This window comes from Geomonas oryzisoli (assembly GCF_018986915.1).
GTDB lineage: Bacteria > Desulfobacterota > Desulfuromonadia > Geobacterales > Geobacteraceae > Geomonas > Geomonas oryzisoli.
In genome coordinates this window covers 278405-303739 of record NZ_CP076723.1, presented here as the reverse complement: position 1 = coordinate 303739, position 25335 = coordinate 278405, and the positions used below count along the sequence as shown (strand labels likewise).

At 58.8% G+C, this 25335-nt stretch carries 20 protein-coding genes and 1 riboswitch; of the genes, 12 read left to right on the top strand and 8 right to left on the bottom strand.

Going from position 1 to position 25335, the window contains the following annotated elements; all coding sequences use genetic code 11:
* Positions 1-114 precede the first annotated feature (114 nt).
* The 5 genes from KP004_RS01375 (at position 115) to KP004_RS01355 (ending at position 4866) form a co-directional block, all read left to right on the top strand.
* Positions 115-393, top strand: a complete 279-nt coding sequence (locus KP004_RS01375; protein ID WP_216800610.1) for a hypothetical protein — start codon at positions 115-117, stop codon at positions 391-393.
* 323 nt (positions 394-716) lie between these two features.
* Positions 717-2288, top strand: coding sequence for a DUF6538 domain-containing protein (locus KP004_RS01370; protein ID WP_216800609.1), 1572 nt, complete (start codon positions 717-719; stop codon positions 2286-2288).
* Positions 2289-2403: 115 nt separating this feature from the next.
* A complete protein-coding gene (gene istA / locus KP004_RS01365; RefSeq protein ID WP_216800482.1) occupies positions 2404-3675 on the top strand; it encodes an IS21 family transposase in 1272 nt (423 codons plus the stop codon).
* An 11-nt stretch (positions 3676-3686) separates the two neighbouring features.
* Entirely contained in the window at positions 3687-4457 is a 771-nt protein-coding gene (istB, locus tag KP004_RS01360; protein WP_216800483.1) for an IS21-like element helper ATPase IstB, read from the top strand.
* 268 nt (positions 4458-4725) lie between these two features.
* Entirely contained in the window at positions 4726-4866 is a 141-nt protein-coding gene (locus KP004_RS01355) for a hypothetical protein (RefSeq protein ID WP_216800608.1), read from the top strand.
* A gap of 48 nt (positions 4867-4914) precedes the next feature.
* Here KP004_RS01355 and KP004_RS01350 read toward each other — a convergent pair whose 3' ends face one another.
* Positions 4915-5550, bottom strand: coding sequence for a tyrosine-type recombinase/integrase (locus KP004_RS01350; protein ID WP_216800607.1), 636 nt, complete (start codon positions 5548-5550; stop codon positions 4915-4917).
* A gap of 328 nt (positions 5551-5878) precedes the next feature.
* Here KP004_RS01350 and KP004_RS01345 point away from each other — a divergent pair, with 328 nt between their 5' ends.
* Positions 5879-6124 carry a hypothetical protein gene (locus tag KP004_RS01345; RefSeq protein ID WP_216800606.1) on the top strand — a complete coding sequence of 82 codons (246 nt, stop codon included), beginning with the start codon at positions 5879-5881 and terminating at the stop codon, positions 6122-6124.
* Positions 6125-6153: 29 nt separating this feature from the next.
* Positions 6154-6627 carry a hypothetical protein gene (locus KP004_RS01340; RefSeq protein WP_216800605.1) on the top strand — a complete coding sequence of 158 codons (474 nt, stop codon included), beginning with the start codon at positions 6154-6156 and terminating at the stop codon, positions 6625-6627.
* Between the two features lie 1257 nt (positions 6628-7884).
* Here KP004_RS01340 and KP004_RS01335 read toward each other — a convergent pair.
* The 4 genes from KP004_RS01335 to KP004_RS01320 form a co-directional block, all read right to left on the bottom strand.
* Entirely contained in the window at positions 7885-8100 is a 216-nt protein-coding gene (locus tag KP004_RS01335; protein WP_216800604.1) for a hypothetical protein, read from the bottom strand.
* A 112-nt stretch (positions 8101-8212) separates the two neighbouring features.
* A complete protein-coding gene (locus KP004_RS01330) occupies positions 8213-8431 on the bottom strand; it encodes a hypothetical protein (protein WP_216800603.1) in 219 nt (72 codons plus the stop codon).
* On the bottom strand, positions 8424-8669 hold the full coding sequence (locus tag KP004_RS01325) for a hypothetical protein (protein WP_216800602.1): 246 nt from the start codon (positions 8667-8669) through the stop codon (positions 8424-8426). Before KP004_RS01325 ends, KP004_RS01330 begins: the two co-directional genes overlap by 8 nt.
* A gap of 213 nt (positions 8670-8882) precedes the next feature.
* Entirely contained in the window at positions 8883-9887 is a 1005-nt protein-coding gene (locus tag KP004_RS01320) for a hypothetical protein (RefSeq protein ID WP_216800601.1), read from the bottom strand.
* A gap of 480 nt (positions 9888-10367) precedes the next feature.
* Positions 10368-10536, top strand: a riboswitch (M-box (ykoK) riboswitch).
* Between the two features lie 461 nt (positions 10537-10997).
* Between KP004_RS01320 and mgtA the strand changes: the two genes are divergently transcribed.
* From mgtA to KP004_RS01300, 4 genes are all read left to right on the top strand, one after another.
* Positions 10998-13682, top strand: a complete 2685-nt coding sequence (mgtA, locus tag KP004_RS01315; RefSeq protein WP_216800600.1) for a magnesium-translocating P-type ATPase — start codon at positions 10998-11000, stop codon at positions 13680-13682.
* Positions 13682-14473 (top strand): PTS sugar transporter subunit IIA, encoded by a 792-nt coding sequence (locus KP004_RS01310; protein WP_216800599.1) that lies wholly within the window; start codon positions 13682-13684, stop codon positions 14471-14473. Before mgtA ends, KP004_RS01310 begins: the two co-directional genes overlap by 1 nt.
* Before the next feature lie 224 nt (positions 14474-14697).
* Positions 14698-15357 (top strand): hypothetical protein, encoded by a 660-nt coding sequence (locus tag KP004_RS01305; protein ID WP_216800598.1) that lies wholly within the window; start codon positions 14698-14700, stop codon positions 15355-15357.
* 208 nt (positions 15358-15565) lie between these two features.
* Complete coding sequence (locus KP004_RS01300) at positions 15566-16156, top strand: DUF4337 domain-containing protein (protein WP_216800597.1); 591 nt, start codon at positions 15566-15568, stop codon at positions 16154-16156.
* Here KP004_RS01300 and KP004_RS01295 read toward each other — a convergent pair.
* A complete protein-coding gene (locus tag KP004_RS01295; RefSeq protein ID WP_216800596.1) occupies positions 16153-17649 on the bottom strand; it encodes a hypothetical protein in 1497 nt (498 codons plus the stop codon). The two genes, KP004_RS01300 and KP004_RS01295, sit on opposite strands and share 4 nt — an antisense overlap.
* Positions 17650-17825: 176 nt before the next feature.
* Between KP004_RS01295 and KP004_RS01290 the strand changes: the two genes are divergently transcribed.
* Positions 17826-20693, top strand: coding sequence for a hybrid sensor histidine kinase/response regulator (locus KP004_RS01290; protein ID WP_216800595.1), 2868 nt, complete (start codon positions 17826-17828; stop codon positions 20691-20693).
* Positions 20694-20741: 48 nt separating this feature from the next.
* On the opposite strand, the gene KP004_RS01285 is transcribed toward KP004_RS01290, so the two are convergent.
* Both KP004_RS01285 and KP004_RS01280 read right to left on the bottom strand, forming a co-directional pair.
* Positions 20742-22841 (bottom strand): hybrid sensor histidine kinase/response regulator, encoded by a 2100-nt coding sequence (locus KP004_RS01285; RefSeq protein WP_216800594.1) that lies wholly within the window; start codon positions 22839-22841, stop codon positions 20742-20744.
* A gap of 200 nt (positions 22842-23041) precedes the next feature.
* Positions 23042-25324, bottom strand: a complete 2283-nt coding sequence (locus tag KP004_RS01280; protein WP_216800593.1) for a response regulator — start codon at positions 25322-25324, stop codon at positions 23042-23044.
* Positions 25325-25335 lie beyond the last annotated feature (11 nt).

Sequence of the window (25335 nt, the reverse complement as noted above, 5' to 3'; positions counted from 1 at the left end):
CTATGTCACAGGGTGCCCGGACCTTCGGCATCACTTGACACAGGTAGCGGGGGTGCTACTACTTATTCCGGATGTCACATTGCGACAAGGACACTACAGACAAGGAGGCACACGATGAAGAGGATCGCTTTGATTGTCATGGCAGGGTTCCTGGCACTGGGCAGCGTACCGACGTTTGCCGCTGACATGGGCATGGGTTCCAAAGACGAATGCCTGCTCATCTCGAAAAACTGCAGAAACGAGGTAGACAGCATCCAGCAGAAGATCGCCAAGCTACAGGGCGAGATCAACAAGGGGCACAGGGTCTACACGGCCGACGAGCTGAAAAAACTCCAAGAAAAACTGAAAGAAGCCAACGATATCCTGGATGATTTGAACAAGCCCGGCCACTAGCATCTCATCCGGCACCACGTCTTCCACAGACGAAGGCCACCGCGGCTCGCCGCGGTGGCCTTCGTCGTCCTAAGTCGGCTCCACCTGCGGTACTTTTTGCTTGCCACCCGCCTCCAAACCTGTTACAAATTTTCGGTCAGACCGCGTCGGGAGTTCCGCAAACCCGCCAGGCTCCGACTACATACGCATAGCAGCACCGAATTCCTCGTTAGAACAGAATCTCACCCTTCCTAACCTAGCGAAATCATTGATGGTCAAAGTGGTGATTCAGCGCCCATTCCTGGCTTGGTACAAAACCTTGTACAAAGTGAGGAATGCGGATCGTGACCTATCTGACCAAAATCAACCGTACCTACTACCTCCGTCTGGTAGTCCCTCCTGACCTAAAAGACCACTACAGAACCCGCGAAATTAAGCGTAGTCTGCGAACCAGATGCCTCGCCGACGCACGAAAACTGCTGTACCCTGCGCTCGCTGATCTCCAAAAGCAGTTCCACGAAATCAGAGGTAAACGAATGTACACCCCGCCCACCATCACCGCAGAGGCTGTAACCATCTTCCGGCGTTTGCATCCTGGCACTCAAACCCACGTCAGCGTAACTACTACTCAGAGTTTTGGCCCCGGTTGGGTCGTAGAGCAGGAGGCCGGACTCGCACCCCACCCGGATCTCGTTGCGATCCAGGTACGCCTTGACGAGGGATGGACACTGACGGCCAGCGATGAGTGGGAGTTCGTGGGGGTGCAGACTCTTCAAATACCATCTGCTGTACTGGCCCCGACTCAGAGGCAGGAACCTGCACCTGCACCTGACCTCAAGCCTGTTGCATCTGCGCCACCGCCTCAGAAGCAGTTGCTACTCAGTGAAGCGATAAAGCTGTACAAAGCGCACCGTGAAGCGCCAGCCGATACTGTACACTACCGGCCAATGGATGCTTCCACCCTCAACAGCGATAAGCAGGCTCTCAAGCAGCTAACTCGGTGGCTGGACGGTAAGGACGTGCCGGTCGAGTCTCTTCTCGATCTGGACTACAAGAAACTGACGCTCTTCATGATGGAAGAAAAGAACGGCAAGAAGGGCCTCAACAAGGCGTCTGCAGATACAAGGCTGCGCTACTTGCGGTTTTTCTTCAATCACCTTAAAGAGTTTGGACACATTGACCGGGTGCCCACCATTGTCTCTCCTAAGAAGCATGGCGAGGAGAAAGTCAAAAAGGCAAACTTGCCGTACTCATTCAGCGAGCTTAACACTTTCTTTTCATATGTTATTAACAACAAGCCTCATAAGGTAAGTGACCGGCAAAGCCAGCTAGAACTGACGTACCTAATACTGATGTTCATATATACTGGGTTCAGATCAACTGAACAAGCCTCATTTACTAAAAACGATATAAAGACCTACAACGGTGTTACGTATTTTGATTTTACAAAGCTGACAAAAAACAATGTAGCCAGCATACGGATGGTGCCAGTACATAGCAACCTAATCGAACTCGGACTACTTGAGTTTGCAGGAAAACAAAAAGATAAAATCTTTCCTGTTACCATCGAAAACTACAGAAAAAGGTTCAATGAAATCCTGTACGCAACTGGGATAAAAAGCACTTTACGGTCCAAAACCTTTCACAGTTGCAGAGCCACCTTTGACACCAGACTTCACGGCAGGATTGCGGACTCAGTTCGATTGACGCTCATGGGGCACGTCAAACACGGCATGGATACCATCTACCTGCACCAACTCCTTGACAATCTAACGATGTACCGTGACGACCTGGAGAAGTTGGTGTACGAGTTAGATTTCGCCACACTAAAGGCAGATCTTCTGTATGAGTTGGAGTACCTGTATCCCGCTGACGGGACCAGAGCGCGGAAGGGTACGAAGCACGGCGCTGTTTGAGGGACATTCCGGCTACGGTGTCAGCGATGATGTAAAAATACCCCCCTGTGGTAATTGAAAAGTACCCCCCTCACATCACAGGGAGGGGAAAATGATTCACCCAGGAGAGCTTCAGGTGCAAGATGCCCTTCAGCAGACTGTCATGCTGGAGGGGACCATGGTCGACAGAAACAAGTACGGAGCGATCCGAGAGCTTGCCCGGCTTGGAACCGCTAAGAAGGAGATCGCCAGGCAGTTGGAGGTGACCGTCAAAACGGTACGTCGTGCCCTCAAGAAGCCGCAGTGGGAGCCGTACCAGCGACCGAAGCCAACAGACACTGTGCTTTCGCAATTCGATGAATGGGCCACCTCCCGTGCTGAGGAGGTTAATTTCAACGCTGCCATCTTGTTCCGCGAACTCAAGGAGAAGGGCTACACCGGCGGATACGAGATGGTAAAGCTGTTGGTGCGCCCCCTGCGCGAGGAGTTCCAGCAGCGAGTGGATGCCGTAATGCGGTTTGAGACCGGTCCCGGAAAGCAGGGGCAGGTGGATTGGGGCAGCGCCCAAGTCTGGCTCGGCGACCAAAGAGTCCGCATCCACTTCTTTGCCATGGTCCTCGGCTACTCTCGCAGGCTCTTCGCTCGCGCATACCTTGATGAGCGCCTGCCGACTCTTCTGGCAGCCCACCAGGAGGCTTTCGCATGGTTTGGTGGCCGCCCTTCAGAACTGCTCTATGACAATCCAAAGACCATCGTTACCGACCATACGGCCAGCGTACTCACCCTCAACACAAAGTTCGCCGACTTTGCCGGCCACTTCGGTTTCGATCCACGGCTTTGTCGGCCTCACCGCCCCCAGACCAAGGGGAAAATCGAGTCGGGCGTGAAGTACATCAAGGGAAACTTCCTGCCCGGGCGCCGTTTCATCGACCTCGACCACCTGAACCGGGAACTGGAAAAGTGGATTGTCGAAGTCGCCGATGTCCGCATCCATGGGACCACCGGATGCCGTCCCGCCGAGAGATTCTCGGAGGAGAAGCTCATCGACGTCAATTCTGTGCCGCCTTACCGACTGGAGACGGCCCTCACGCGCAAGGTGGCCAGAGACTGCATGATAACCTTCGGCGCCAACCGTTATTCAGTGCCGTGGCGGTTCGCTGGGCAAACGGTTCAGATTGAGCTGTGGGGTGACGAGATCCGAATCCTGCAGGGCGAGGAGGTCATCGCCACGCATCAAAAGCTCGTCGGGACCGGCAAACAGCGCATCAATCCGGCTCACTTCCAGGGACTCTTCACCGACCGGCTGGAAAAGAAAAAAGAAGAGCCGCCGCGCTTCGATCCGTGGTGGAAGGATGAGGAGGTCATGATCCGCGACCTCGACATCTACGACCACGTAGCGAACATGTGAGGGGGTGACCAATGGAACAGATCACCGACCTCGCTGCATCGCTTCGCCACTTGAAACTCTCCCGCCTCGCCGACCACCTGGATAGCTGGCTCCAGGATGCCGCCAAGGGCGAGTGGGGCTATCACGAATTTCTCCAGCGCCTGGTCGAAGAAGAGGTGGCCGCGAAGAAGGACAAGCGCACCGAGATGGGGACCCGCATGGCACGGCTCCCCTTCATCAAGACGCTCGACTCATTCGACTACACTTATCAGCCGTCGCTCGATCCTAAGCGGATCAAGGAGCTCTCAGCCTGCCGCTGGGTCGAAAACGGCGAAAATGTAATCTTCCTTGGCCCTCCTGGCGTCGGCAAGACCCACCTCTCGGTCGGCCTTGGAGTCGAGGCGATCCGCCGTGGCTACCGGACCCTCTTCATCACCGCCCAGGGGCTGATTACCGCACTTGCACGGGCGCACGCGGAGAACCGGCTGGATGACAAGCTCAAGTTTTACTGCCAGCCTAAACTTTTGATCGTCGACGAGATAGGCTACATCCCCATTGACCGGTTGGGCGCAAATCTTTTCTTCCAGCTCATCTCGCGCCGGTACGAGAAAGGGGCGATGATCATGACCTCTAACCAGCCCTTTTCAAACTGGGGCGAGGTCTTCGGCGACCAGGTCATCGCCAGCGCCATTCTGGACCGGGTGCTGCACCACGCGATCTCTGTCAGCATCAAGGGCGAAAGCTACCGCCTCAAGGAGAAGCTCAAGGCCGGACTGCTGGCTAAACACATCGAGCAGTCATAACCACGGGGGGGTACTTTTCGATTACCGAAAAGGGGTACTTTTCAATTACCGTTGACAACGGCCTGGGCCTGTCGCTACCACTGCAAGCACTTGAATTATATAGCTTTTTAAAACACCCTACTCGGGTCTGGGGTTCCCTTTTAGCACACAGGATGCCATGCCAGTTTGATCCCCGCCGCCACCTGGGGCGGATCTGCCTGCGTGGGCGCGGAGGATCGCTTTCAACGGGACTTTAGGAACGGGCGAAGGGGTAGACCAGGGGGGTAAAATGCACTTATCGTTCTTCGGGGCGCTGATCTTGGTTCACGCCTGCGCTGCGGTCTGGTTCTACCGGCGTGGTCGGGATCTCGCCGGTGTGTTCAACCTTAGCTGTATCAGTTTGCTGGTGTACCTGCTGCTGATGAGATGATAGAACGTAGAAGGGCCGCTCCGGGATCTGGAGCGGCCCTTCTGGCGTCTAAAGGCAGTTCATGTACACGTTGTGGATCTCTTCAGGCTGGATGCAGATATACCGAAGGGTGACGGCCTGGGAGGAGTGCCCCAAGATTTCCGTCAGCGTCGGGAGTTCTTCTCCGAAGGTCACCCGTTGATGGTAGGCCCACGTCTTTCTCAGGCTGTGAGAGCCGAAGTTGTCCTTGGGCTGCGACTTCCGGCAGACACCACACCATCCCTTAACAAGACGGTTGAGTTGCTGGATGGTCAGTTGACCAGCACTAGGCTCCTTGGTGACTGTGCCCTTGATGATTGCCTTCCTGGCGGCCTGCTTCCGGCTCTGAAACAAAAGGTCGCCGTCCTGGGGATCGATTATGGAAGCGATCAGACGCTGGGCTGCTTCAACGGCTGCGGCATTGAAGGAGAGGTTGCGCACCTTGCCGGTCTTGCCTTCCTTGACTGTCACGGTGTCGCCCTCTTTCAGGTGGCGGACCTGTCCGACCTTCAGCGCGAGGAGGTCAGAACCCCGAAGAGCTACGTTGATGCCGATGGTGAACAGGGCGAGGTCGCGGGTGTTGCCCTCCAGGCTCTTCTTGATCCGGTTAATGTCGGCAATGCTCTTGATCGGTGCGGTGGTTGTCTCGGTTCCCTGTGCGCTCATTTCGCCCCCACTCAATGTTCACTTGTGATTGTTTTCTATCATAAGTGAACATTACTGACAAGAGCTATTTTTCTATGGAGAGCGAAAAGTGAGCTAAGTGCTGTAGCGGTCATTCAAATTCCAGATTCACCCAATGTTCACTTATTCAATAAGTGAACATTGGCGGTTACAACAAAGACGAGAAGCAAGCGGTAGGCAACGATGTTCTCTCAATTGTATCTTTTGGCTAGAACATTAAAGATCCATGTGCAATACTCACCACCCGAAGGGCAACCAGCGATCCCAACATTATGCCTACAGCAACTCAGGCAATTCAATAGGGGGCTACATGGAAGAAGGCGAACATAAAGAGAAATGTTTTTTCTGCGGAAAGCTTTTTAATTACGGACTACATAGATGGGATGGTGAGTTTGTTCCCCATTACAAGTTGCTAGTTTGCTTCAGATGCCAAAAGCTCAATGCTGACGGACTGAATCCCATTTATGATGCTAAGTTTGAAGCGCACCTTGACTCCCACAATATCCTTAGACCACCAAGGGACATAAATGGATACTACGAAATCCCTAAAAAATGACCTTGTTTTCACCACAATGGAGGGAAGTAGTGAACACTAAAATTATTGATATGACTGCATCTATGATTAAAAATAAACTGGGTACAGTCACCGACTTACCAGTCGAACTTGCTAATACAATAGCCAACGTATATTACAAATACTGTAAAATCTTAGTGGAAGAAGCTAACAGAAATCAACACCGCGGAGATTATATTCCTAATTCTATAACTAGAGAGAGAGGCAGCATTGCCAATAATATGTTTGAATGGATGGAAAAGGTTGAAAGACTCAGTGTTATTTGCAATTCCACGATACCTGAGACAGTAAACATATTAAGACAAATCAGAGATAACGAGCCACCTGGTTCACCAATGTACTCAATGCTTGTTGAGGTCGAAATAAACACTTATAAATATAATATAAAGGATGCCATCAGTAAATCTCCATTACGCGCAAAAATAGAACGGAAATTTTCAAAGGTTGATGAGATACCAAATCTTATAGATTTCATTGAGGTTTAAAAGAAAGCCACGTTTGCGCTTTAACATTCAAAAGCGTACTGAAGTGCAGAACATTTCGCATCCCATTTAACGCCTTCTTATAGGAACATGCCATCTCGGTGTTCTTAGCGGAGGTCAACAAGGCAGATGCCTGCTGTTCATCCAACATTGCGGCTAGACTGGGCTTCCCCGGCCTTGGGGCCTGAGAACCACACGCATTTCAAATGTCATGTGGACGAACTCCTCCAGGTCGGTCTGGTAAGTGTGGACAAGCTGGATCACCGCCCGTTGCTCAATCTCAAGGCTTTTAGCGATAGTTAAGGTGGATGTGCGAGGCTCACCGCCTGCGACGGTCACAATGCCGGCAGTGGTCGGTGCTATCGGTTTGATGTTAGTCCTCCCACAGTGCATCGGCTGCGGGATCATGGATCTTGTCGAGTTGGGCGCGGTACGGTGTTAGTTCGTCTTGGTCGCGGTGCGGATCGTGGTCGGCGAGGCCGTCGTGCATCGGTTTGTAGATCGGCGAAGTAGACGGCGGGGTCTTCCTGCGGTTCGTCGGCCTGGGCCTCTTGTAGCTGTTCTCGGATGGATTCCAGACACCGCACCGGCAACGAGTGCCGGTGGTGAAGCCATAGGCTCCGCAGAAGGGGCATTTGGTACGATCTCCAGCGAAGGGGATCTCGAAGTTATTGCGTCTGGGAAGGTGGAGCTGATGGTAAACCACTGCGAAATTTCCTTTTTAACGATTTAAGGGATAGGTAGGTATAGGCCGGGACAGAAAGTCCCGTTAAAAGCTGAATTTAGAGGTCGTATTCAGGGATCTGGTGTGACGGAGCACGGCCAGATGCCGCCGAGCGACAACCATCTCCTGACGATGCGCTCTGCGGTCACGGGAGAGTTCGCTGGGATGCGGCAGGAACGGGTGACAGTCTTGTTTCCTACGCGGTGTGCGTAGGTGACGTTGTGAAGCTGCAAGTGGATCTCCATAGACTGAAAGACCGGCCCTTGTCGGGGCCGGTCTGGGTGATGGTCTGGGTTGTAGGTGATGCTGGAATCAGGCGGGTCCGATGCATTGCACGGAGAGGTCTTCTACCTGGGCCGGGTCGATGCCAGCAAAAGCCGAATGTCGGGCCGCTGCGGTGTTGCGAGTGCGGATCGCGCCAGCGACTGCAGTGCAGGCTGCGGCGGGGTCGGTGCCGGGAACGGCTACAGTGCCAGAGGTGACCGTGCCGTCGATCATCTCGACTCGGAACGCCACCATCAAACGAGGGACGGGCATTATGCAACCTCCTGGGCAACTGGGAGGAGAAGCAGCCTGTAGGTTCGGTCGTGGATGTTCTTAGAGTCCAGGATGGTGAACCGCTCGCCGGTGACGGCGGTGACGGTGTTGCCGATGTAGAGGCCTTCCATGTCGCTGTCAGTGTAGATTTCGACGGGGGCGAGCGGCAGAGAGGTGAAGGAGTGGCCGGATTGGCTGTGGTAGGTTTCGATCATGTTTTTCCTCGGATTGGTAAATGAGGCGGCGGGGGGAATGAAGCCCCGCCGCCTGTGGAGAACCCGGCGCATCCCCGCCGGGTGGGCCGCAGTTGCTGAAGCTGCGGAGGGATTAGAGTTTGGTTGTGAGGGCGCGGAGGGCCTTGACGATTTCGGTCATGGTGGCGGCGGCAATCATGCCGTCTGCTTCGGCCTCGGCCTGTTCCCGGATCTTGTCCAGGATCAAGGCCTTCAACTCGAAGTCATCCAGGTGAGCTACGGTTTCAGGATCTCCTTTGCGGATCTCCTCGGCGGTGCGGTCGATGAAGGCCTTCAGGTTTTCGTTAAGCAAGATCGGCCTCCAGGATCTCCAGGAGGGACTTTGCGATGTCCCGAAGTTGGACAAGGGTTCCGGTGTCATGTTTGGCCTTCATGGTGTCCAGGTGCCTGAGGAGGATCGCCGGGGTCTTGCGGTAGACGGCCTCGATGGTTGCCTTTACGGTTGCGACTTGATCGGCGTGAAGCCCCTTGTCGGCTTCGTTGCTGTCAAAGATGTCCTGGATCTGGTTGTAGCGTGCTTCGGTGGTCATGGGTGCTGCTCCTATGTTGATGTTGGTTGTTATCAGTTGAAGGAGGTGCAGGGCCTGCGGCCCTAAACTCGCACCTCCACAGCCTCGGCTAAAGCCTCGGCACCTCATCGCACTGTGAAATTGAAACATCTAAATGCGATATTGTTGTGAAATGTCGGGATCTTCTGGCAATGTGTATGTATCAGGAGAGATGTATTTATAGAGAGGATCTACTTAAAACTGCAGTTCGTCCTCTACCTCTAGGTCCTGCACGGTGTCCGGGATTCCCCCTTCCGCAAAATCAAAAGCTAGTTGCCGCTCAGTTGACTTCTCGTCGGGGTGGCGGTCGAGGTGAAAAGCAAGATCCGCATTTGCGAGCGCCCTTTCCCACTCAGCCTCGCCAATCTCCAACCGAGTCTTCAGCATCCGAGCCTCAAGAGCTACCCGCTGGTTAGCAACCTGCGGCTTACGCGGTGCTACTCGGTCGAACCGTTTTGGCTTGGAGCTGGACAGCCAGCTATCCCACATTGGTAGTGTCAGGCGACGGCCTACGTTGGAGTCAGATGACAGCTTTTTGAACTTCACGCCAAACTGACCGGCGATGTACGACTTAATCAGGTGCTCAAGCTCTTCGGGTGCCTTGCGCCACTCATCAAAGAACATGCGAGCGTACTCACGTTCCAGCTTCAGCTCATGCCTGCACAGGTTGGGGTTGCTGATGTGGGGGTGGTACAGACCGGCCTCGTAAATCTCGTACTTCTTAGGATCTGCGCCGAAGACAAGAGTCTTGGTCTTGCTGGAGCGGTCGGAGCCTTTCATTGTCTTAGCGGTGACCGCTTCGTGCTGGTAGCACCGATACAGCGTCTTGAACGACGTCTCCAGGGTGTCGATTTTCGCATGTAACGCTCCGACCACGTACTCTTCCGCAATGATCTTGCAGACCTTCTCGACGTTGATACAGGCATGATCGAAAGCTGATCCGTTGATCTCGATGCTAATGTTTTTCCGTTTGGTGAAGTCGTTGGCGAAGATGATGATTTGTTCGTTGAAGCTCCAGGCGTCGCGGTACTTTCTCTTGTGAGACGTTCGGTTTTTCAGGTGAGTGAACTGGGACAGTTCTAAGTTGAACAGCTGCTTTGCGATGGATTTGATACTCGACTCATGGACCATGCCATGAATGTCTAGCAACGGCGCTTCCCTGGGGTAGAACCGAAGCTGGTGTAAACCTACTTCATTCAATTACTCTTCACTCCTTGTAGTGATAGAAATACTCCTCACTTATTTATGTACGGGCCAGTCGCCGTTTTCTGCCACCAAATCGTAAAAAAAAATCAGTCCATGTATGGTCAGAAATACTGCCCTACTAATATATGTACGTAGAAGTCGCCGATTTTTCCGCGACAGATGAAAAAAAATCAGGAAGAGGTGTGGGGGAGTTTCCCGTTCGTGTGGGGCGATGTAGAGAGTGGCGTGTACTAGATTTGGTGGAAGGATTGAGACTTGGGGTAGGCAGGCGTAACACCTGATAAATAGTTTAATATAAAACTATACGCTTGAGAATTGCAGGCTTAGGGCGGTGTGGTATCTACAGACGCAACCTTAATTGCCAGGGAGAAAAGGCTTGCAATGACTGTTCAAAGCTGGTACAAATTTTTGGACAAATAGCTAGGAATGCGGCGTCTCCAAAATGACGCAGTTTCACCTACTTATAAGGCTCATCAAGTTCCTCGTTAAGATGAGGCGTTTGCACAAACACAGGCTACTGCCCGGAAACGTCGAAAGACGCCAATGGGTAGACCAGGTATTGCCGGATTAAGGCTTTACTTAAGGTAGCTGGTCCCCGCGACCTACGTTGTGCTCTGCCGAAAACCTACGAGAGGGGAATCACAGGCAGACGTTCAGGCCCGGGTTCTCCCGTGGCCTTTTTTCGTACCCTCACGTCAAACCGGAAAGGTGGTGGTTCTACAAATTGGACAGTCATAGTAGCGAATATCCGTTACCCATCCCGTTCCTGCGGCGCTAGCCTCCTTTCAAAGCCTTCCTCCTTCCCTGCCTGCTTTGACCCGCTTTCCGCCCAAGAACGGGACATGAAGAAGCAGCGGGGAGTTGTCGTACCCACTCCCTCTTAAGTGCAATCACCGATCGGTTCACGCATCGGCGGCAGTTCGTCTGCCCGACCGCGTGCAGGCCGGAGTGCGAACAGCTACGTCATTCTTTTGCGCGTACTCTCCGAACAGCCGCACCTCGCGTGACCGTTTCCCGGCATCCCTCTCGGCGTGCCGGTGCAAGGCCGTGGTCCGCCGCACTCAGGCGCCACCTAGCAGCACGTAAGTGACAGGAGAAGGAAGGATGTTCATTATTTCCAATATACCTACCGGGCGTTCCTCGAAGCACCAGCCTCCCGCCCAGCGCTCAGCAGCGCAGAAAACCGCCACCCAGGGCGCCAGCGAGCGCCGCCTGGTCGAGCTCTGCTCGATGTCGGTGCGCGACACGCTCAAAGAGCTCGACACCAAGGCCAAGGAAGGGCTCACTACCGAGGAGGCCGAAAAGCGCCTCGACGAGTACGGTGCCAACGAACTGGCCCATGCCAAACGCCTGGGCGTCGTGGCCGACCTCCTGGAGCGCTGCAAGAGCCCGCTGGTCATCCAGCTCCTGGTGATCGCCATCATCTCCGGCATCGTCGGCGAGACCAAGTCGGCCAGCATCGTCGGCGCCATGATCATCCTGAGCGTCGGGCTCTCCTTCATCCTGGACCGCCGCTCCGGCCAGGCGGTCGAGGCGCTGGGCAAGAGGGTGCAGTCGCGCACCCTTGTGCTCAGGGACGGCGAGGAGACCGAGATCCGCATCTCCGACGTGGTGCCGGGCGACATCGTGCTCCTCATGGCCGGCTCCATCATCCCCGCCGACGTCAGGCTCCTCTCCGCCAAGGACTTCTTCGTCAGCCAGTCCGCACTCACCGGCGAATCGATGCCGGTGGAAAAGAGCGCGCTGGTAGACAAGGAGCACGAGGCCGGGCTCTCCGCCTGGGAGCTCCCCAACGCCTGCTACCTGGGCTCCAGCGTCAACAGCGGCTCGGCCCGCGCCGTCGTGGTCAACACCGGCGTGCGCACCCTGTTCGGCTCCATCTCCGCCTCGCTCGCCGAGAAGCCGGAGGAAACCAGCTTCGACAAGGGGACCCGCTCCTTCACCTGGCTCATGATCCGCTTCATGCTGGTGATGACCGCCGCCGTCTTCATGATCGTCGGCATGACCAAGGGGAACTGGGTCGACGCCCTCCTCTTCGGCCTCTCCATCGCCGTCGGCCTCACCCCCGAAATGCTCCCGATGATCGTGACGGTGAACCTCGCCAAGGGCGCGCTTACCATGGCCGCCAAGAAGGTGATCATCAAGAGGCTCCCCTCCATCCAGAACTTCGGGGCCATCGACATCCTGTGCACCGACAAGACCGGCACCCTGACCCAGGACAAGGTCGTCCTGGAGAAGTACGTCGACCTGACCGGCCGCACCAGCGAGGACGTCCTCACCTACGCCTACCTGAACAGCCACTACCAGACGGGGCTTAGGAACCTGATCGACCGCGCCATCCTCGACCACACCGACATGAACGTGCAGCTGTGTCGCCTGGTGGACGAGCTCCCCTTCGACTTCCAGCGCCGCCGCATGTCGGTGGTCGTGGACTTCGAGGGTGACCACGTGCTCATCTGCAAGGGCGCCGTGGAGGAGATCTACGAGTGCTGCAGCCACTACCAGATCGGCGAGGAGGTCTACCCGCTCTTCGACATGATCCGTGACAATCTCTTCGAGGAGGTTGAGCGACACAATCGCGACGGCTTCCGCGTGCTTGCCATCGCCTACCGCGAGTTCCCGCGCGAGAAGACCCAGTTCGAGGTGAAGGACGAGTCGCAGATGATCCTTTTGGGCTTCATCGCCTTCTTCGATCCGCCCAAGGCGCAGGCCAGCGAGGCGCTGGGACTGTTGCAGGAAGCGGGGGTGCGGGTGAAAGTATTGACCGGCGACAACGGCCTGGTCACCCAGAGGGTCTGCACCAACGTGGGACTCAAGGCGGACCGGATGCTTACCGGCGCCGAGCTCTCCCGGGTCAGCGCCGAGGATTTCGCCGCGGTCGTGCAGGAGGTGGACATCTTCGTCAAGCTCTCCCCTGCCCAGAAGGAGCAGATCGTACGCAGCCTGCGCGCGAGCGGCCACGTGGTCGGCTTTTTGGGGGACGGCATCAACGACGCGCCGGCGCTCAAGGCCGCCGACGTCGGCATCTCGGTCGACTCCGGGGTGGACGTCGCCAAGGAAACCGCCGACATCGTCCTCCTGGAGAAGAGCCTTCTGGTCCTCGAAGAGGGGATCATGGAAGGGCGCCGGGTCTTCGCCAACATCGTCAAGTACATCAGGATGGGGGCCTCCTCCAACTTCGGCAACATGTTCTCCGTGATGGGCGCGAGCTACCTGCTCCCCTTCCTTCCCATGCAGCCGGTGCAGATCCTGACCAACAACCTCCTATACGACTTCTCGCAGACGGGGATCCCGACCGACCGCGTCGACCCCGAGCTGGTGGCCAAGCCGCTCAAGTGGAACATCGAGAACATCAAACGCTTCATGTTCTGCGTGGGGCCGATCAGTTCGCTCTTCGACTACGCAACCTTCGCCCTCATGTGGTATGTTTTCGGCTGTGCCGCCTACAACGCACCGGGCGTCACCGCGCTGCAGCAGGAAGGGCTCGCCAAGCTGTTCCAGACCGGGTGGTTCGTGGAGTCGCTTCTGACCCAGACCCTGATCGTGCACATCATCAGGACCCGGCGCATACCGTTCTTCGGCAGCTGCGCCTCGCTTCCGATGACGTTGACTACCCTGGGCATCATGGGCATCGGCGCCTGGCTCCCCTACTCCCCCTTCGCCGCGGCGCTCAACCTGGTGCCGCTGCCGCCGGTCTACTGGGTCTGGATCATCGGCTTCCTGTTGACGTACTCGATACTGACCCACTTCGTGAAGACCTGGTTCTTCAACCGCTTTGGAGGTGACTGATGGACAGCTTGCTCGACGCACTACAGGAAGGACGACTCCTCGAGATACCTGATGACTACGACAAGGAAGATGCGCTCCGCTTCCTGGCTCACATCCTCGAGGCCGTCCCGTCGCTGCCGCCGGATACCGACGTCGCGGGGCTGATCCTCGCCAAGGAGGGAACCTCCAAGACCGCCCTGGGCAAGGGGTGGGCCTGCCCGGATGCCCGGGTCCCCTTCGAAGAGGACCTGATCTGCGTCGTCGGCTGGAGCCCGAAGGGGATCGACTACGGCTCACCCGACGGCAAGCCGGTCAAGGTGATCGCCATGTACCTCGTGCCGGAGAACCAGCGCAGCAACTACCTGCGCGAGGTTTCCCTCCTGGCCAAGGCGCTGGAGATCTACCCGGAGATAGAGCGGCTGAACGCGGCGGACAGCCTGAACGACATCCGCGATCACCTGCTCGACCTGATCAGTACCACCAAGGGGACCGTCGGCCCCGACTCGCGCGCGCGGATGATCCGCCTGCAGGGAAAGGCTGCCGCAGTGGAACCCGCGCCTTACGACCTGGCGAATCTCATCGTCGAGCCGATCACCATCCTGGTGGGCGACGGTCTGAAGCCGGTCGTGCTGGGCCATGACCAGGCGCTCGTCGAGCTTTTGGAAGGGTTCCCGGGGTTGGCCCAGGAATTGACCGGGCACAGCGCCTTCAACACCGGCGGCTGGCGCATCGTCAAACGCAAGGAAGCCTCCTTCACCGGCGAGCGTCTCCTCATCGACTGCCTCGCGCTCAGGACTTTCGGAGGGAAGTGACGCTGATAACAGAGGAAGGGACAGGCACCTGGCGGAGCCAGTCCCCTCCTTCCCCTCCTTCCTTTCGTGGTCTATCGCCCCCGTCCCAGCCTCCTCCTTCAGCAAATATATCCAAAGATATAGACGGTTTATAACCGGGTATATATTCAGTATTTGATATTTCTGTCTTATACGTAGGACCATCTATCGGCACCGCATGCCATTTAATCCTATGGAGGGCAGAAATGAAAAAGATACTCGTAGCAGCACTTGCAACGTTGGCATGCCTGGCCGGCAATGTAACCGGCGCTTCCGCAGACGTAACCGGCGACTTCAAGGTCGTCAGCGCGACCTACACCAACCACGGAGACAGCACCGGCGGCGACGTGACCATCAGCGGGTCCGTTAACAACGGTGCCATCCAGAGCGGTAAGTCAGTCGTCGTCGACTACTCCTTCGACTATTCCTTCCTGTACCAGATCGTCACCGAGACCGGCACCGTGTCCTGCGCCAAGACAAAGAAGGATGGCACCATCCAGATCATCGGCGAAGGCGCCTGCACCAACAAGGAGTTTGCCGAGGACAAGGCGTTCAACATCGACACCACCGTGAAGACCACGCAGAAGCTCTCTGCCAGCGGCATGAAAGCCGTCAAGGCGCCGACCGTCACCAAGGATGGCCGCCTGAACCCCAACGGCAGGATCACCGGCTACGACTGGAGCGCCCTCTACTCCATCGTGCCGCTTGACGAGATCGTGGACCCGGCCCTGATCCCCGACGGCGCTACCCTCGTTCCAGGCTCGGTGAGCATCACCAGCGTCAAGTACTCCGCCTACCTCATTGAACCGACCGGCGCCCAGATCCCCGACACCCTTGTTTCCGGCATCCTGTTCCAGACGCCGTAAGCTGCTACGGTTCCGCATGACAAAGGGGCTGCCGTTTCAGTACGGCAGCCCCTTTTTTCGTAGTGCGACTCTCTCAAGATGACCGCTTTGTCATCTCTTTGTCACTTGAATGCAAGAAAGTGTCATCTAAAATGTGTTTCTGCCCGTGACGAAGGGGGACAGGCACCTGCGGAGCCAGTCCCCTGTGGTTTAAAAGGAGAGAACGCTGATGTCAGAACTGAACGACCTGCAGAACAGGCTCGATTCGTCCGAAGCCAGAAACACCCTCAACAACTGGGTCGCCATCGCAGTTGCACTCATATCGGTCTTCATGGCGGTCTGCAAGGTGAAGGACGACAACATCGTCCAGGCCATGCTGCAGGCGAAGTCGGACCAGGTGGACGCCTGGAACGAGTACCAGGCCAAGAAACTCAAACAGCACCTGGCCGAGCTGGGGCTGAACCAGGTGGCGGCCCTCGCATCCCTGGCGCCGGGCAAGGTGTCGGCACCCCTGGCGGCGCAGCAGAAGCAGTACAGCGACAACATCGCCCGCTACAAGGTGGAGGAAGCGAAGCTCGCCGACAAGGCCAACGGCCTGGGCAAGCAGTACGATGACTTGAACTACCGGGACGACCAGTTCGACCTTTCCGACGCCACCCTGGCGGTTTCGCTGGCGATGCTGGCCATCACCTCGCTGACGGGAAAAAGAAAGCTCCTCTACCTGGCGCTGGCCTTCGCAGGTTTCGGCTTCGTGATGGGAGTGGCCGGCCTGTTCGGACTCGCGCTGCACCCGACCGCCCTGGTCAAGGCCCTCTCCTAACCCTGCCCGCCCGCACCGCGCCCCGTGCTTCCGGCGATGGCGTCGAAGAGCCCTGACACCACCTTGGACAGGTGGCACCCCGACAGGAACTGGCAATAACCGCGGTCGTCGGTGACGATCCGCTTCTTGAGCGGCCTGTGCTCGCTCTCCGAGAGCAGCTCGTCGAGGATGCCGCGGATGCTCTTCCCCTTGGGGAGCACCTCGATATCGCGCCCGCACCCGGAGTCGTCCAGGGCACACACGTACCAAAGCCTCAACGGGGCGAGCCCCGGGTCGGCCTCCAGGTGACCGCTGGTCTTCACGAAGTTGATCACTTTGAGCGCCAGCTGCAGTTTGGCCATGTTGTAGCAGGACTCGTCCACGATGTTGCCGTGCTCGAAGAACGGGATCACGTGCAGCCACGGCTCCTGGCGCACCTGCTCCCCGGTCGGCTTCTGCTCCCGCCCCACCACGAACAGCGCCCACACGTACCCCGTGTAGAAAAGCCTCGAGCTCGCCGGATTGCCGATCACGCTGTGCCCCTCGTACTCGAGGATGAAGGCCTCGCGGTCCGGGTTCAAAAGCTCCTGCTGCGCCCCGCAGATCTCCCCCTGGAAAAAGCTGCTTGGGGGCCACAGCCTCCCGGTGACGCTGGCATGCAGGGCGGGGTGGGCGGTGCTGCTTCTCGCCGCCACCGCCTTGCGCAGATCGGCCAGCAACTGCTCCTTCCTCTCGTCCCTCACCCTGACCCGCACGGAATTGTTCTCGTCGCCGAAGCCGTACTGCAGGGTGACCGGCCCGCCCCACTGGTCGCAGCTGCAGATGGGCACGCTCGGCCCCCATAGCAGCCACAGGTTGAAGATGGTCATCTGCTGCGGAGAGAAGGCGCGGTCGGCCATGCGGTCGTAACAGGAGATGATGGGATCCCAGTCGTCGGCGAAGCGGGACATGAGCCCCGCCAGGAGGTTCAGCGGCAACAAAAAGCCGTGCTCGATCTTGACGCTGCACAGAAACGAGGCCTGCTCGTCCAGCGAGAGTCTCAACTGGGACACGGCAAGCAGGTACTGTTTGATGCCGTCCTTGGTGCCGTCGTCATTGAGGCGGAAGACGTCCACCACCTCGATCACCGGCTCCCTCTCCTTGATCTTGAGCGCCCCGAACTTGGCGCGGGTCGAGCGTTTCCACTCGGCCACAGCCTGCCGGTAGGCAGTGTCGTCGTACTGCAGCTGGTAGCGCTTGGTCTTCGCGTCGAAGAACCACCTGGGCTCACGGCGCGGCTTGGGGTGCAAAAGCCGCAGCTCCAGCCACAGCCGCATCTGCCTTCTGAACAAGGCCGGGCGGAAGGGCCAGGCGGAGTCATAGCAGGCCTTAAGCGTGTTCAGGACGGGGAGGTTTTCCTGGATGGCGAGGCAGCGCCAGACCAGGCGGACGGGGGGGAGCAAGAACCAGAGCAGGTAGAAGAAGGCAGTGGCTGCAGCGAGGACTAGAGCGACAATTTCCTTGTAGCTTTCCATGGCAAGCCCCCACAGCATAAATTAAAATAAGCTCACCTATTGTAGCGACCGTCCCGGCTTTTTCAACGATCAGCCCCGCGCCTATGCCTTTCACTATCACTTCATTTTTCCCCACGAAATTCCGATAAGAGCCGTAGCGCACTCCCATTCTCTCCGGCTGAAGGACGCCCCAGTCAATGAAACGAAGCCTGATCCAGAAACCGGCACTGGCATTCCTGGTCCTCATCTGTACCTGCCTGTGCGGCCTTGTCTTCCTGTTTGCCTACCAGCAGGCCAGGGAGTCCGCCATATCGAGGCTGCACGACGAGCAGATGATCCACGCCAAGCAGGCGGCCCAGGGAATCCAGGACTACTTCAGCACCTGGACCGGCATCCTCACCTCCATGGCGCGCATGAAAGAGATCGCAGCGGCGGATGCCTCCGGTCGGCAGCAGATGGAGTTTTTCTACGACGCCCACAGGGAGCAGATCCGCTCCTTCACCCGGGTGGACGAGAACGGCATCGTCCTGGTCAGCATCCCGCAACGCGAGGCGGCCGGCAGGAACATCTCGTCGCAAAAGCACATACAGGAACTGCTGCGCACCCGGATACCGGTGGTGAGCGACGTGTTCAGGGCGGTGCAGGGGTACGACGCCATCGCCCTGCACGTGCCGGTGTACCAGGGGAGCCGCTTCAGGGGCAGCATCGCCATCGTCATCAACTTCCAGAACCTCGCCGGGCGCTACCTCGACGTGATCAGGATCGGCAAGACTGGGCACGCCTGGGTGATCAGCCGTGACGGGACCGAGCTCTACTCCCCTGTTCCCGGACACAGCGGCCGGAGCATCTTCGCCAACGGCAAGGGGTACCCGTCCCTGCTCGCCATGGCTAAGCAGATGCTGCAGGGGCGCTCCGGCACGGCGACCTACACCGCTCCCGCCGACGGGGATCCCGACGGCGCCCCGGCCCGGCAACTCGCCGTCTACCACCCCATAAGCATGGGCAACACCTTCTGGTCCATCGCCGTGACGTCGTCGGAACGTGAAATCCTCGCCTCCCTTACGGCGTACCGGAACCGGCTGGTGCTGGCCGTGCTGATCCTGCTGGCGGGAGGGGTGGCCGTTTCCATGTTCGTGGTCAAGGCGATGGTGATCGTCAAGGAGGAGGAGGCCCACCGGGAAGCGGAAGCGGAATTGAGGGCGAGCGAGCAGCGCTACCGCGACATGTTCGAGCACAACCCGGCCCCGATGCTCATCTACGAACGCGGCACCATGGAGATGGTGGCGGTCAACGAAGCCTTCCTGATCGGCTACGGCTATACCAGGGAGGAGGTGCTATCGCTGCACCTGATCGACCTCTACCCGGAAGAGGAGAAAGAAAAGATCGCCAGTGTGACCGCGCGGCTTTCCGGCCACACCTATGTCGGTGAGTGGCACCATCGGCGCAAGGACGGCACCGTGTTCCCCATCGTCGTCACCTCTCACGACCTGGCGTACAAGGGGAGAACCTGCCGCATAGCCGTCATCACGGACATCACCGAGCGCAAGAAGATGGAGAGGGCGATCGAGGAGGAGTCCCAGTTCAACCGCATCCTCCTGGAGCAGTCCCCCGACGGCATCGTCATCATCGATCCGGCCACGGCGCGCTTCATCAATTTCAACGGCGCCGCCTGCCGGCAACTGGGGTACAGCAGGGAAGAGTTCGCCCAACTGTCGATCTTCGACGTGGAAGCGCGGGAGACGCACGAGGAGACCCGCGGGCGCATCGCCGATATCCTCGCCAGCGGCAGTGGCAGCTTCGAGACGGTGCAGCGGACCCGCAGCGGTGAACTGAGAAACATCGAGGTGAACGCGAAGATCGTCAACATCCAGGATCATCAGGTGTACTACTGCATCTGGCGCGACGTGACCGAACACAAGAAGCTGGAGGAGCAACTGCGGCAGTCGCAGAAAATGGAATCGGTGGGACGCCTGGCCGGCGGCGTGGCGCACGATTTCAACAACATGCTCGGCGTCATCATCGGCTCGGCAGAACTGTGCCGGCACCGGCTTCCCGAAGACACGCCGGTGCAGAAGTACCTGGAGCACATCCTGAAGGCGGCGCAGCGCTCCAGCGAGATCACCCGGCAGCTTTTGGCCTTCTCCAGGAAGGAGATCGTCTCGCCCAAGGCGGTGAACCTGAACAGCCAGATCATCGACGCGGAGAAGGTGCTCTGCCGCCTGATCGGCGAGGATATCCGCCTCAGCTTCAAGCCGACCACCTCCATCTGGACCGTCCTCATCGACCCGTCCCAGGTGGACCAGATCCTCATGAACCTGTCGGCCAATTCGCGCGACGCCATGCCCGACGGCGGCACCCTCAACATCGAGACCGCCAACGTCCGCCTCGACGCCGATTACTGCCGGCATCACTCCGGCTGCACCCCCGGCGACTACGTGAAGCTGACCGTGAGCGACACCGGCATCGGCATGGACCGGGAAACCCGGGATCACATCTTCGAGCCGTTCTTCACCACCAAGGGGCTGGGCGTTGGGACCGGGCTCGGCCTCGCCACCGTGTACGGCATCGTCTCACAGAACAACGGGTTCATCACCGTCTACAGCGAGCCGGGGCACGGCACCGTGTTCACCATCTACTTCCCGCGTCTGCCCGATGCGAAGCCCGATGCGGAGGAGGTCGACGCCGCCATCCCCTCCACCGGCAGCGGTACCGTGCTCCTGGTGGAGGACGAGGAGATGCTCCTGTGGACCACGACCCGGATGCTGGAGGAGATGGGGTACACAGTGATCCAGGCGCAGAGCCCGACACAGGCCATCGAGATCTGCGGCAAGGGGGAGAGTATCGACCTGGTGCTGACCGACGTGGTGATGCCGGGGATGAACGGGCGGGAGATGACCGAGCGGATCAGGGCGATCCGGCCGGAGGTGAAGGTGCTGTTCATGTCGGGGTACACCGCCGACATCGTGGCCCAGCGCGGCATCGTGGAGGAAGGGATGCACTACATCCCCAAACCGCTGGACGCGAGGAAGCTTAACGAGAAGATCGCCCAGATGCTGGCACAGTAAGCTTGGTTTCCCCGGCCTGCGCAGGCGTTGCCGCGGGCGCCCCCGACTTCAGCTGTTTTCCTCTCGCGTCAGCGAGGGCAGCGATTCCAGCAGCGCGGCCAGCGCCTCGACCCCGAACGGCTTGTAAAGGGCCTTGACGAAGCCGTACTCCCGGAAGCTGGCCATGACCGGGTCGTTCGAATAGCCGCTCATCACCACAAGGCGCGCCTGGGGATCCAGCGCCAGGATCTGCTGGGCGGCCTCGCGCCCCCCTATTCCTCCCGGGACGGTAAGATCGGTCAGAACCAGACCGAAAGGCCTCCCCGCCTGCAGAGCCTCCCGGTAAAGACTCACCGCTTCCGTCCCGTCCGCACAGGTACGGACCCGGTGCCCCAAATGCTGCAGCATCCCTTCCGCAAGCTGGCGTATGACTTCCTCATCGTCCATGACCAGTATGGAAACCGGGGCAAGCGATCCCTGCCCGGACGCCGTCGCCTCCGGTTCCTGCGCCTGGAACGCCCTGCCCAGGGAGGGGAGGTGGATGGTGAAGGTGCTCCCCTCACCGACTCGTGAAACGACACTGAGACTGCCGCCATGCCTTTTGACGATGGAGTATGTCGACGCGAGCCCCAGGCCCCTCCCCTTGGGCTTGGTACTGAAGTAGGGATCGAAAACCTTCTTGAGCGAAGTCTCCGGGATCCCCGGGCCGTGGTCCGTGAAGTCGATGACCACGTAGGGTCCGGGGGGAAGCTTGACCGTGTTAGCGGCATCGAGCAGTACGTCGCGCGCGGCGATGTTCAGCACCCCGCCATCGGGCATGGCTTGTGCCGCATTGATGATGATGTTTCTGAATGCCTGGCACATCTGCCCCACGTCGGCCTGGACCGCACTCAGGTGGGGCGGGATGTCGACCACCCCCTTCACGTTGGAACCGCTCAAGGTGAGGGAAACGGCCTCATCGACCAGGAACGCCACCGAGGAGACCTCGCGGACCGGCGCTCCCCCCCTGGCAAAGGTAAGCAGCTGTTTGGCCAGGTCCCCGGCGCGCAGACCTGCCTTCTCCGCCGCCTCCAGCAGCGGTTGTGCACCGTGCACCGGCGCTATCTGCAGCCTGGCAAAGGAGATGTTGCCCAGGATTCCGGTCAGGATGTTGTTGAAGTCATGCGCTATGCCCCCTGCCAGCACCCCCAGCGATTCAAGCTTCTCCATTTTCAGCCGCTCGTCTTCCAACGCCTTCAGCGCCTGCTCCGCCCTGCGACTGCGATCCCACTGCCTGCTGAAGATCAGTGCGAGGGCGATGGTGATGATCAGGAAGACCAGCATGAAAAAAACGCCGTGGTAAACCTCCCCGTACCAGCCGGCAAGATAGTCGGCGGTAGCCAGGGCCACGAAGACATAGAGCGGCTGCGACAGTGATACCTTCCTGAAGGAGTAGATGCGGTCGCGTCCGTCGACGCTGCTTTTGGCCCGGTAGGTGCCGGATTCCTGCCCGGACGCCAGCAAGGCCTTGAACTGCGGCGACTCGATCTTTACTTCCGGCGCCCCCGGCGGACGACTAAGCTTCGGGTAACGCGCCAACAGGGTCCGGTCTGCCGCCACCAGGGACAACAATCCCTGTTTGCCGACGTTGACCGTGGCGAAGCTTTGCGAGAGGTAGTCGAGCGTGATGCCGGCATAGACCAGACCGGCGAACGAGCCATCGGGGAAGTTGACTCTTCTGGAAAGCACAATCATCCATCTCCCGGAGATGCCTCCCACCAGGGGTTTCGAGATCACCAGACCAAGGGCCGGGTTGTCACGCTGAGAGCTGAAGTAGTCCCGGTGGGCGAGACTCTTGGTGGTGGCCGGCGTGACTTCGGGGCCGTAGATGGCCATGCCGGAAGGATCGGTGGCCCTGAGAGCTACCAGCTCGGGGAGCCTTTTGTGCTGGCGCACGATGAAGCTGTTCAGTTCCTTTGGTGCTATCGCCCCCGTTGTAAGCTGTCGCTCATATTCGTCGCAGACCGCGAGCAGGGCGATGTCTATCTTGGAAACGATGCCGGAGATGTTGGCATCGATCACCTTGGCGAGGTTCTGGGTCGTTATCTCGGCCCGGCTGCGATACGCTTCCCTGCTTTGCACCACGGTGAAAGTTATCATCCCGGCCACGACAAGGTTCAGCAACAGCACGCCAGAAAACAGGTGTCGCTTTAGGACATTGACTGACTTGGCCAAGGCGGTGTCAGCGTCTGTATTTGGATTCAGCTTATCCATACCTTAAAGTTGCCTTTGTCAGCTGCCATCTGTGAAAGGCTGCCCCAGATCTTCACCGACTGCTGCTTTCCCGGCAGCAGCCGCCCCCTCACCTGGCACCATTGCCCCCCAGCAGGCTAGACACGGGCTCCAGCCGCCGGTTCCCTGTCCAGGATGTCCCGCACCCGCCGCAAGAGCTCCATGGGCTGCACCGGTTTCATGATCAGCTCGGTTCCGGCGTCTATGGAATCGCGCAGGTACACGAAATCCCTGGTGTAGCCGCTCGTGAACGCCACCTTCACCCCCGGTGCCGTGCTCCTGATCGAGTCGCAGGCCTCCTTGCCGTTCATCCTCGGCATGATCATGTCCATCAGCACCAGGTCGACGCTCTCCGCCGCGCGGAACTTCTCGACCGCATCGAGCCCGTCCTCGGCTAGGATGACCCGGTAACCGTACTCGGTGAGGATGCTTTGCAGCAGCTCGCGCAGGACCGGCTCGTCCTCGGCGACCAGGATGGTTTCCGATCCCGCCCTGGGGGGGGCGAAATCCCCCTGCCGCCTCTGGCCCGCCTCCACCGTCTCGATGAGCGGGAGATAGATGCGGAAGGTGGTGCCGACCTGCGGTTCGCTGTAGACGTTGACGTATCCGTTGTGCTGCTTGACGATGCCGTACACGATGGACATACCGAGCCCGGTCCCCTTCCCCTGCTCCTTGGTGGTGAAAAAGGGTTCGAAGATCCTGGACCGGGTTGCCTCGTCCATGCCCAGGCCGGTATCGGAGACGGAAATGACTGCGTAGTTGCCCGGTTCGCCGGTATCGTGGGGCATGACGCTACGCTCTTCGAGCGCCTGACTCGACGTCTCTATGGTCAGCACACCTCCCTTGGGCATGGCGTCGCGGGCGTTGGTAGCGAGGTTCATCAGCACCTGTTCGATCTGGCCGCAGTCGACGTTGACCGACAGTGGAGCGGCGCTGAGCACCGACCTGAGCTGGACATCCTCGCCGATGACCCGGGTCAGAAACTTCTCCACGTGGAGGATGACATCGTTTAGGTTCACCACCTCGAGCTTCATCACCTGTTTGCGCGAGAAGGCGAGCAGGCTTGCAGTGAGCTGGGCCCCCTTGTCCGCCGACTCGAGTATGTGCTCCACCTTCTCCTTCTGTTGCGAGCTCAGCAGGGCGTCCGCGGTGAGCATCGAACCAAACCCCATGATGACCATGAGGATGTTGTTGAAGTCATGGGCGACGCCGCCGGCGAGCTGCCCGATCGCCTCCATCTTCTGGGATTGCCTGAGCTGCTCCTCGAGCTTGTGCCGCTCGGTGATGTCATCCTTCAGGATCAGGTAGTGGGTCACCTCCCCCTGCCTGTTGCTGATGGGCGAAACGGTGACCCTGGCCCAGAAGGATGCGCCGTCCTTTCTGTGGTGCAACCGCTCCCCTTCCCATGCGGCGCCGGCGGCGAGGCAGGCCTGCAGCTCGCTCTTCGCGCTGCCGGCGTCGTCTTGCGAGGTGAGAAAGACGTCCGCGGGCTTGCCTACCACGTCCTCCGCCGAGTAACCGGTCATCTCGGTGAACCTGGGATTCACGAACTCGACCACTCCGTTGCGGTCGGTGATGCGGATCGACACCGGGCACTGCTCGACGGCGTGCGACAGCTTGATCACCTGCTCCTCGGTATGCCTGCGCTCGGTCAGGTCGTCGACCAGGGCGATCAGGTAATCGGGGACTCCCTTGCCGTCCAGCGAGACTGAAGAGGTAAGGCGGCTCCAGCGCGCCCCGCTGGGGACCGGCACCGACGCCTCCCGCACCGCGACCCGGCCCGGCGCCGACAGCAGCTCCTCGGGGTCGAACCCGGCGAACCAGTTCCGGAACGGCTGCCCCAGCAACTCCGCCTCCGATCTCCCCAGGAATTCCTGCAACTGGCTGTTCGCCCTGAGGATCTCCCCGTGCAGTTGGAGGTGGGCGATTCCCAGCCCCGCCTGCTCGAAGGTGCTCCGGAACCGGCGTTCACTGTCGATCAGCTTGCGGCGGGTCCGGACCGAATCCAGCGCGTTGGCCAGGGTAAGGCGGATTTCGGTCTCGTTCCACGGTTTCTTGAAGTAGTAGTAGATCTGGCTGCGGTTGATGGCCTCGATGACGGCGTCGATGTCGGCATACCCGGTGAGGATCATGCGGGCGTTGTCGGGATAGGCCTCCGCCACCTTCTCCAGGAACTCGGTGCCGGTCATGCCCGGCATGCGCTGATCGGACACGATCAGGGGGATGTCATGGCTCTCCAGCAAAATGAAGGCGTCCTCCGCCCTCTCCGCTATCAGTACCTCGTAGGTGTCGCGCAACAGCGCGCGCAGGGCCACCAGGTTCGGGCGCTCGTCGTCGACATACAGCAGTTTCGGTCTGGCGGCGGATTGCAGGTCTTCCATGGTTGAAGTTC

Excerpts from the sequence above, each read along its gene's own strand:
- KP004_RS01375 (WP_216800610.1), top strand. The coding sequence starts at position 115 with ATGAAGAGGATCGCTTTGATTGTCATGGCAGGGTTCCTGGCACTGGGC.
- istB (WP_216800483.1), top strand. The coding sequence starts at position 3,687 with ATGGAACAGATCACCGACCTCGCTGCATCGCTTCGCCACTTGAAACTC.
- KP004_RS01355 (WP_216800608.1), top strand. The coding sequence starts at position 4,726 with ATGCACTTATCGTTCTTCGGGGCGCTGATCTTGGTTCACGCCTGCGCT.
- KP004_RS01350 (WP_216800607.1), bottom strand. The coding sequence starts at position 5,550 with ATGAGCGCACAGGGAACCGAGACAACCACCGCACCGATCAAGAGCATT.
- KP004_RS01345 (WP_216800606.1), top strand. The coding sequence starts at position 5,879 with ATGGAAGAAGGCGAACATAAAGAGAAATGTTTTTTCTGCGGAAAGCTT.
- KP004_RS01335 (WP_216800604.1), bottom strand. The coding sequence starts at position 8,100 with ATGATCGAAACCTACCACAGCCAATCCGGCCACTCCTTCACCTCTCTG.
- KP004_RS01325 (WP_216800602.1), bottom strand. The coding sequence starts at position 8,669 with ATGACCACCGAAGCACGCTACAACCAGATCCAGGACATCTTTGACAGC.
- mgtA (WP_216800600.1), top strand. The coding sequence starts at position 10,998 with ATGTTCATTATTTCCAATATACCTACCGGGCGTTCCTCGAAGCACCAG.
- KP004_RS01310 (WP_216800599.1), top strand. The coding sequence starts at position 13,682 with ATGGACAGCTTGCTCGACGCACTACAGGAAGGACGACTCCTCGAGATA.
- KP004_RS01305 (WP_216800598.1), top strand. The coding sequence starts at position 14,698 with ATGAAAAAGATACTCGTAGCAGCACTTGCAACGTTGGCATGCCTGGCC.
- KP004_RS01300 (WP_216800597.1), top strand. The coding sequence starts at position 15,566 with ATGTCAGAACTGAACGACCTGCAGAACAGGCTCGATTCGTCCGAAGCC.
- KP004_RS01295 (WP_216800596.1), bottom strand. The coding sequence starts at position 17,649 with ATGGAAAGCTACAAGGAAATTGTCGCTCTAGTCCTCGCTGCAGCCACT.
- KP004_RS01290 (WP_216800595.1), top strand. The coding sequence starts at position 17,826 with ATGAAACGAAGCCTGATCCAGAAACCGGCACTGGCATTCCTGGTCCTC.
- KP004_RS01280 (WP_216800593.1), bottom strand. The coding sequence starts at position 25,324 with ATGGAAGACCTGCAATCCGCCGCCAGACCGAAACTGCTGTATGTCGAC.